Source organism: uncultured Microscilla sp., from assembly GCF_947493425.1.
Classification (GTDB): Bacteria; Bacteroidota; Bacteroidia; order Cytophagales; family Microscillaceae; genus Microscilla.
This window is the reverse complement of the sequence record NZ_CANLRP010000094.1, coordinates 25801-32924: the sequence shown is the minus strand read 5'-3', so window position 1 is coordinate 32924 and position 7124 is coordinate 25801. Positions and strand designations below refer to the sequence as shown.

The following is a 7124-nucleotide window of genomic DNA, read 5'->3' as shown; positions in this document are numbered from 1 at the left end:
TCCTAAATTAACCCACATTCTCCCCAAAAAATATTTACTTTGCAGCCAATTGCCAATGGTGCTCAGTAGCCAAACACTAGGATGCTATTGGTGGCGGTTGGTTTGAAGCTATAATGGCTACCAACTCCCAACTATCAACTCCCGACTAAAAAGTATATGAGCAAAGAACAACAACAGCCCAATGTAAAATTTATATGGCAGATAACCGATGATGTGCTGCGCGATGCCTTCAAGAAAAATGAAATTGGCGATGTGGTGCTGCCTTTTATTGTGATCAGGCGCATGGACTGTATCTTGGAGGGGGTGAACGCCGAGGTGCGCGCCCAATTTGAGAAGTTTGCCGACAAACTGGAAGAAACTAAACTAGTGCCCATTTTACGCAAAGCAGCGGGCGGGCTTAAGTTTTACAATACTTCGTTGCATACCCTGGCGTCGTTGCAAGACGAGCCCAATTATATAGAAATCAATTTTAATAATTATTTGCAAGGCTTCAACCCTGAGGTGCGCGACATTCTGGAGCATTTTCAGTTTGATAAGATAGTGGCAAGGCTGGTAAAAAACGGCTTGCTTTATGAGATGATCGGGGCAATTTGCAAAATAGACCTGCACACCCAGGCGGTAGATAACCACGACATGGGCTATGTGTTTGAGGAGCTGATCAGGATAGCCAACGAGCAGTCGAACGAGACGGCAGGGGAACACTTTACCCCGCGCGACGTGGTGGCTTTGATGAACCGTTTGGTGTTTTTGCCCGACCGCCACACTTTACGCCAATCAGGGTTGATTCGCACCATTTATGACCCTGCCATGGGCACGGGCGGAATGGTAAACCTGGGCAAGCGTTATGTGCTGGATGAGGTGTGTGCGGGTTTGCCCCCCGAACAAAAGCCTGAGCTGATGACTTATGGGCAGGAGCTCAACGAGCAATCGTATGCTATAGCCAAGTCGGAGGCGTTGATTACGGGCGAAGATACGGAGAATATTCGCCACGGCAATTCGTTTACCGAAGACCACTTTGCCAGCAAACGTTTTCATTATATGCTCGCCAACCCCCCTTATGGGGTTACCTGGAAAAAAGACAAGACTTTTATCACTGCCGAATCGCTGAACCCGGCGGGGCGCTTTTATGCGGGACTGCCCAGGGTTTCGGATGGTCAACTCTTATTTTTGCAACACATGCTCGCAAAAATGGCACGCGAAGGGGCACGTATTGGGGTGGTTACCAATGGTTCGCCCTTGTTTACGGGCGATGCAGGTTCGGGCGAGAGCGACATTAGGCGTTGGATCATTGAAAACGATTGGCTGGAATGCATTGTGGCATTGCCCAAAGATTTGTTTTACAACACGGGTATCAATACTTATATATGGTTTTTGACCAACAAAAAAAGCCCTACCCGCCAAGGCAAGGTGCAGCTCATCAATGCCGCAGGGGGCGATTTTCACCGCTCAAACAAGCGCAGTTTGGGCAACAAGCGTAATGAGTTAACTGCCGAGCACATTGCCGCCATTGCTGCCGTTTATGAGGGCTTTGAAGAGGGCAAGCACAGTAAAATATTTGCCAACGATGCCTTTGGCTATTACCAACTCACCGTAGAGCAACCTTTGTATAAAGAAGGCAAGCAGGTAAGCAACAAAAAGGGCGAGCCCAAAGCCGATAGCAAAAAACGTGACAAAGAAAATGTGCCTTTGGGCACCGACATTGAGGCGTATTTCAAAGCCGAAGTGTTGCCCCATGTGCCCGAGGCTTGGCTCGATTATGAGAAAACCAAGATTGGCTACGAGATCAATTTTACCAAGTATTTTTATGAGTACGAGGCTTTGCCCCCTTCGGCAGAAGTGAAAGCGGAAATTGTGGCTTTAGAAAGTGAGATTGCAACCCTTTTAAATGATTTATTGGCAGAATGAAGCAATACGACGAATATAAGGACAGTGGCATTGAGTGGTTGGGGCAGATTCCAGCGCATTGGGAGGTGGTGAAGTTGAAGCATGAGTTGAATAACCTTAATCATATTCGTGTACCTTTAAGTTCAACTCAACGTGGTGATATGAAGGTAAAACAGTATGATTACTATGGAGCGTCAGGAGTAATTGATAAAGTAGACGATTATTTGTTTGATGGAGACAATATATTGATTGGAGAAGATGGTGCAAATTTATTAACAAGAAGTAAAACTCTGGCTTTTATTGCTAAAGGGCAGTATTGGGTAAATAATCATGCACATATCTTACATCCTAAGAGGGGAAGCATTAAATATTTTCAGACTTTGCTTGAAAGCTTAGATTATACACCTTTGATTGTTGGGTCTGCACAACCAAAACTGACTCAGGATGCTTTAATGAATATTTTTATTGTAGTTCCCCCTCAAGAAGAACAAAAAAAAATCGCTCAATATCTCGACCACCAAACCCAAGTAATAGATGCTTTAGTGGCAAAAAAAGAGGCTTTGATTGAAAAGTTGCAACTACAGCGACAAACCATCATCAACGAGGCTGTCACTCAAGGGCTGCACCCCGATGCTCCTATGAAAGACAGCGGCATTGAGTGGTTGGGAGAGATTCCAGCACATTGGGAGGTGGTGAAGTTGAAGTATTTGGCGAAAAAAATCATAGATGGAGCGCACCATACGCCAACTTATGTTGAAACAGGTATCCCTTTTTTAAGAGTAACAGACATACAACAAAAAGTCATTGACTTGTCAAAAGTTAAGTATATTCCAGAGGAAGAACATATTGTATTATCAAAAAGGTGTAATGCTGAAGTGGGTGATGTGTTGTTATCTAAAAATGGAACAATTGGAATTACTAAAGTCATAGATTGGGAATGGGAGTTTAGTATTTTCGTTAGTTTATGCCTAATAAAGTTAAATAACCGTCTTACCGCTTATTATTTTTCTCATTTTTTTAATAGTTCAATTGTTGATCAACAAATTAAATTAGCAAGTAAAACAACTTCAGTAACTAATTTACATTTAGAAAAAATTAGGGAGCTAGTTATTGCTATTCCTCCAACACGAGAAGAACAATATGAAATTAATGAATATTTAAGCGTAAAGCTGAACGAGTTTAATCAATTAATAGAAAAAACAAAAACCTCTATCAAAAAACTCAAAACCTATCGCCAAACCATTATATCGGAGGCAGTAACGGGGAAGATAGATGTGTCAGGATGAGCAGGAGAGTATCAGGATTTACAGGATGAGAGGATGGGCAGGATTTTATTTTATCCTGCGCATCCCCCAATCCTGCAAATCCTGATCCTAGGGGGTATATGGATTGCGCCGAGCATTGTATACTTTCTTGAATTGCAAGCTGGTGTTTCCAAAATTGATCAATAAGCCAATGTCGAAATTGTAAGCCACCAAATAGTTTTTGGCTTGAGCCAGGTGCACATCTTGCAAGTCGATGACAGCTTTTAGCTCCACGATTACTTGGTTTTCTACAATGAAATCGGCTCGGCGAGTGCCCACATCTATGCCGTCGTAATAAATAGTTTGGTTCACTTCGCGGGCAAAGTCTAAACCTGCCCTGCCCAATTCTATAGCCAAACATCTTTGATAAATCACTTCTTGAAAACCATTGCCCAAGGTGTTGTGTACTTTCATAGCACAACCGTTGATTTTATAAGTAAGTTCGTTTGTTGTCATGGAGATGAATATAGTTTTTTTCACTCAAAAAGCGGGAATAGTCGTCAATACTTTTTAATTTTCAGTTTCAAGCTAATGAGTCAGGAGCTTCTACAGTCTCAAGTCCTTAGATGCCGATGCATATCGGTGCTTTTAGCGACAAGCGACAAGTTTGAGGCTGCTTTACAAGCAACTAACCGAGCGTATAAGGCACTGATTTTTTAAGGGCGTATAAAATCGGTAGATGAAAAAAGCAAACACCTTTTATTATATACACATCATAACAAGCAAGCTATGGCAAGTGGAAGTAAAGAAGCCGATTTTGAGGCGCACATTGTCAACTATTTGACTACTCAGGATCATTACCAGGAGATTTCGGCGAAAGCCTATGATAAAACCCTTTGTTTGATCCCTGAAGAGCTGATTGAATTTATAAAAACAAGCCAACCCAAGGCATACCAGGCACTACAAAAGCAGTATGGGGCGGCTACCGATGAGAAGATAACGGCAAACGTGGCTACCCATTTGCGCAAGCACAAAACCTTGCATGGCTTGCACCATGGAGTAAAAGATCGTGGACAAAAGCTCGACTTGGTGTATTTTAAACCCGCCCACACCAAAACCCCCGAACACGCCCGCTGGTATGCTCAAAACCGCCTGACTGTAGTGCGCCAATTGCGCTACTCTAGTCAACACAACAACTCTATAGATTTGGTGTGGTTTGTCAACGGTATTCCAGTGGCAACTGCCGAACTCAAAAACGCGCTTACTGGGCAAAACCATGTGCAGGCGATGCGCCAATACCAACAAGACCGCGACCCCAGAGGCGAGCCTTTGCTGGAGTTTCAACGTTGTTTGGTGCATTTTGCGGTGGGTACCGAGCAAGTATACATGACCACCCACTTGCGCGGCAAGTCTACCTTCTTTTTGCCGTTTAACCAAGGGCTCAAAAACCACCACCCGCAGGGCTACGCGGTGGGCTACCTGTGGGAAGATGTACTTACTAAAGATTCGTTGCTCGACCTGATACAAAACTTTATAAGCCTGCAAACCAACACGAGCAAGGAGTACAATGCCAAAACCCAAAGGCTGGAAGAAAAGAAAACACCCGTGTTGTTGTTTCCTCGTTTTCATCAACGACGGGCGGTACATCGTTTGTTAGCGGCTTTGCGCCAAAGCAACACGGGCACCAACTACCTCATTCAACACTCGGCAGGTTCGGGCAAGTCAAACACCATTACCTGGCTTGCCTATTGCCTTGCCAACTTTTACCAGGCACCCCAACACCCAAGGGCTATGTTCGACAGTGTGATAGTAGTCACCGATAGGCGGGTGCTCAACCGACAAATTCAGGACAACATGCGTCAGCTCGACAAGCGGTCGGGGGTGGTGGCTTATCTGGACAACCGCTCTAGCAGTGCCGACTTGCGCCAGGCCATAGAGGAGGGCAAACGGGTGATTATTACCACCATTCAGAAGTTTCCCTATATATCGGACGCTGTGGCGGGCTTTGCCAATCGCAAATATGCAATTCTGATAGATGAAGCCCACAGCTCACAATCGGGCGAAACCTCGCGCCACATGCGCAAAGCTTTGAGCCTGGCTGATGCCGCTGCTCAAGAAGCCGACACGCCTACGCTCGACGATATTATTACCGAAGATATAGAGCGCAAGGGACAACAGCCCAATGTGTGGCAATTTGCTTTTACGGCTACTCCCAAACCCAAAACCATTACTTTGTTTGGTACGATGATCAACGGGCAAAAACGGGCGTTTGACGAATATACCATGGAGCAGGCAATCAAAGAGGGGTTTATACGCGATGTACTGCAAAACTATATGTCGTTTAAACGCTATTATAAACTTGCTACCCGCCAGGATGTGCCCGACCAGGAGTATGACAAGAAGAAGACGGTGAGGGTGTTGAGCAATTATGTAGATTTGCAAGACCACGCCATTGAAACCAAAGCGCGGATTATGCTGGAGCATTTTGCCAGCCACACCCAAAACGAGATTTTGGGCAAGGCCAGGGCTATGCTGGTAACCAGGTCGCGGCTGCACGCGGTGCGCTATCAACGAAAGTTTGAGGAGGTAATGCGTGAAATGAATTTGCCTTATGGGGCTTTGGTGGCTTTTTCGGGCAAGGTGCACGACCCCGAAACGGGCGAAGATTATACCGAGGCGGGTATGAATGCCCTGCAAGGCAGGGTGAGTATTCCTGAGGCGCTCAAGTTGCCCCAATACCGTATTTTGATTGTGGCAAACAAGTTTCAAACGGGTTTTGATGAGCCGCTCTTGCATACCATGTTTGTTGACAAACAGTTGGGCGGTGCCAATGCCGTGCAAACGCTTTCGCGGCTCAACCGCACCACCAAAGTCAAAACCTCTACCATGGTGCTCGATTTTGTAAACGAACCTGAGCAAATACAGGCAGACTTCCAGCATTTTTATGGGGGCAACTATATCCCCGAAGACCTTTTGACCGACCCCAATATTTTGTATCATTTGCTTACCGAGCTTGAGCAATCGCAAGTATATGAGCCGCAAGAGGTAGAAATGTTTGCCGAGGTGTTTTTTACCTTGCCCAACGAGCAAGAGCGCTTGCAAAAGGTGCTCGATGTGGTGGTGACTCGCTTTGAGCAGTTGCCCAACGATGAGGGCAAGGCGGCTTTTAAGGGCAATTTGCAGAGGTTTAATAAAATGTATAAGTTTTTGAGCCAAATTATGACTTTTGCTGACCCTGACCTGGAGAAACATTATGTGTTTTTTATAGGCTTGATTAAAAAGCTGCCTTATGCTACCCAACAATTGCCCTTAGACGTGGTGAACGACGTGGAGCTGGACAGCTACAGGGTGCAGTACCAATATACTACTCACCTTGAGCTGGAGTCGGGCGATGGCGAAACTGAGGGGCTGCAGCCAGGCGGAAGCAACCAAAATGCGGAGGAGGAGGCAGATTGGTTGAGTAAAATTATTCAAACATTGAACGATGCTTTTGGGGCTGACTTGACCGAGGAAGACAAGGTGGAGGTGAAAAAAATGCGCCAATTGGTGTATGATGATGACGAGTTGATGAGCTATTTTAATGCGCAAAATTCTAAAGACAATATTCAGGATAAGTTCAATGGTGTGATTGATAATTTGCTGCTCAATTTTATTAATACCAAGCTCGATTTTTACAGTAAAATGACCAATGACAAGGTAAATGCTTCGCTCAAAAATGCTTGGTTTACCGAGTTGTACAATCGCTTGGTGCGAGGGGCTAAGTAGGTTCTTTTTTTAGTGTTTTATAGGGGTAGGGTTGGTTGCTCTTCGTTCATTTACTGGCTTAAGTTTTTTCAACTTACGCCTCCGAATAGAAAAAAGTTTTAAACCTTTGTTTAAAAGCAAGTTACAAACTTGTCATCATTGGCGGTCTGAAGCCTTCAACAAGTTCTATAAAAAAACAAATCCCACCTCTTTGAGGTAGGATTGTCTGCTATTATTTAAAACATTTAAAAC

General features: G+C 44.8%; 4 protein-coding genes. 3 read left to right on the top strand and 1 reads right to left on the bottom strand.

The features are described 5' to 3' along the window. Positions 1–156: 156 nt before the first annotated feature. Both Q0954_RS21105 and Q0954_RS21100 read left to right on the top strand, forming a co-directional pair. Positions 157–1905, top strand: coding sequence for a class I SAM-dependent DNA methyltransferase (locus Q0954_RS21105; RefSeq protein WP_299460007.1), 1749 nt, complete (start codon positions 157–159; stop codon positions 1903–1905). Further along, the gene (locus tag Q0954_RS21100; protein WP_299460005.1) at positions 1902–3170 is read left to right on the top strand and encodes a restriction endonuclease subunit S; all 1269 of its coding nucleotides are present in this window, start codon (positions 1902–1904) and stop codon (positions 3168–3170) included. Before Q0954_RS21105 ends, Q0954_RS21100 begins: the two co-directional genes overlap by 4 nt. Before the next feature lie 87 nt (positions 3171–3257). Here the strand turns inward: Q0954_RS21100 and Q0954_RS21095 are convergent, their stop codons facing one another. Beyond that, positions 3258–3644: a GxxExxY protein gene (locus Q0954_RS21095; RefSeq protein ID WP_299460002.1), complete on the bottom strand. Its 387-nt coding sequence runs from the start codon at positions 3642–3644 to the stop codon at positions 3258–3260. 273 nt (positions 3645–3917) lie between these two features. Between Q0954_RS21095 and Q0954_RS21090 the strand changes: the two genes are divergently transcribed. Next, complete coding sequence (locus Q0954_RS21090) at positions 3918–6893, top strand: type I restriction endonuclease (protein ID WP_299459999.1); 2976 nt, start codon at positions 3918–3920, stop codon at positions 6891–6893. Positions 6894–7124 lie beyond the last annotated feature (231 nt).

Coding starts and splice junctions, on each gene's coding strand:
- Q0954_RS21105 (WP_299460007.1), top strand. CDS start 157: ATGAGCAAAGAACAACAACAGCCCAATGTAAAATTTATATGGCAGATA.
- Q0954_RS21100 (WP_299460005.1), top strand. CDS start 1,902: ATGAAGCAATACGACGAATATAAGGACAGTGGCATTGAGTGGTTGGGG.
- Q0954_RS21090 (WP_299459999.1), top strand. CDS start 3,918: ATGGCAAGTGGAAGTAAAGAAGCCGATTTTGAGGCGCACATTGTCAAC.
- Q0954_RS21095 (WP_299460002.1), bottom strand. CDS start 3,644: ATGACAACAAACGAACTTACTTATAAAATCAACGGTTGTGCTATGAAA.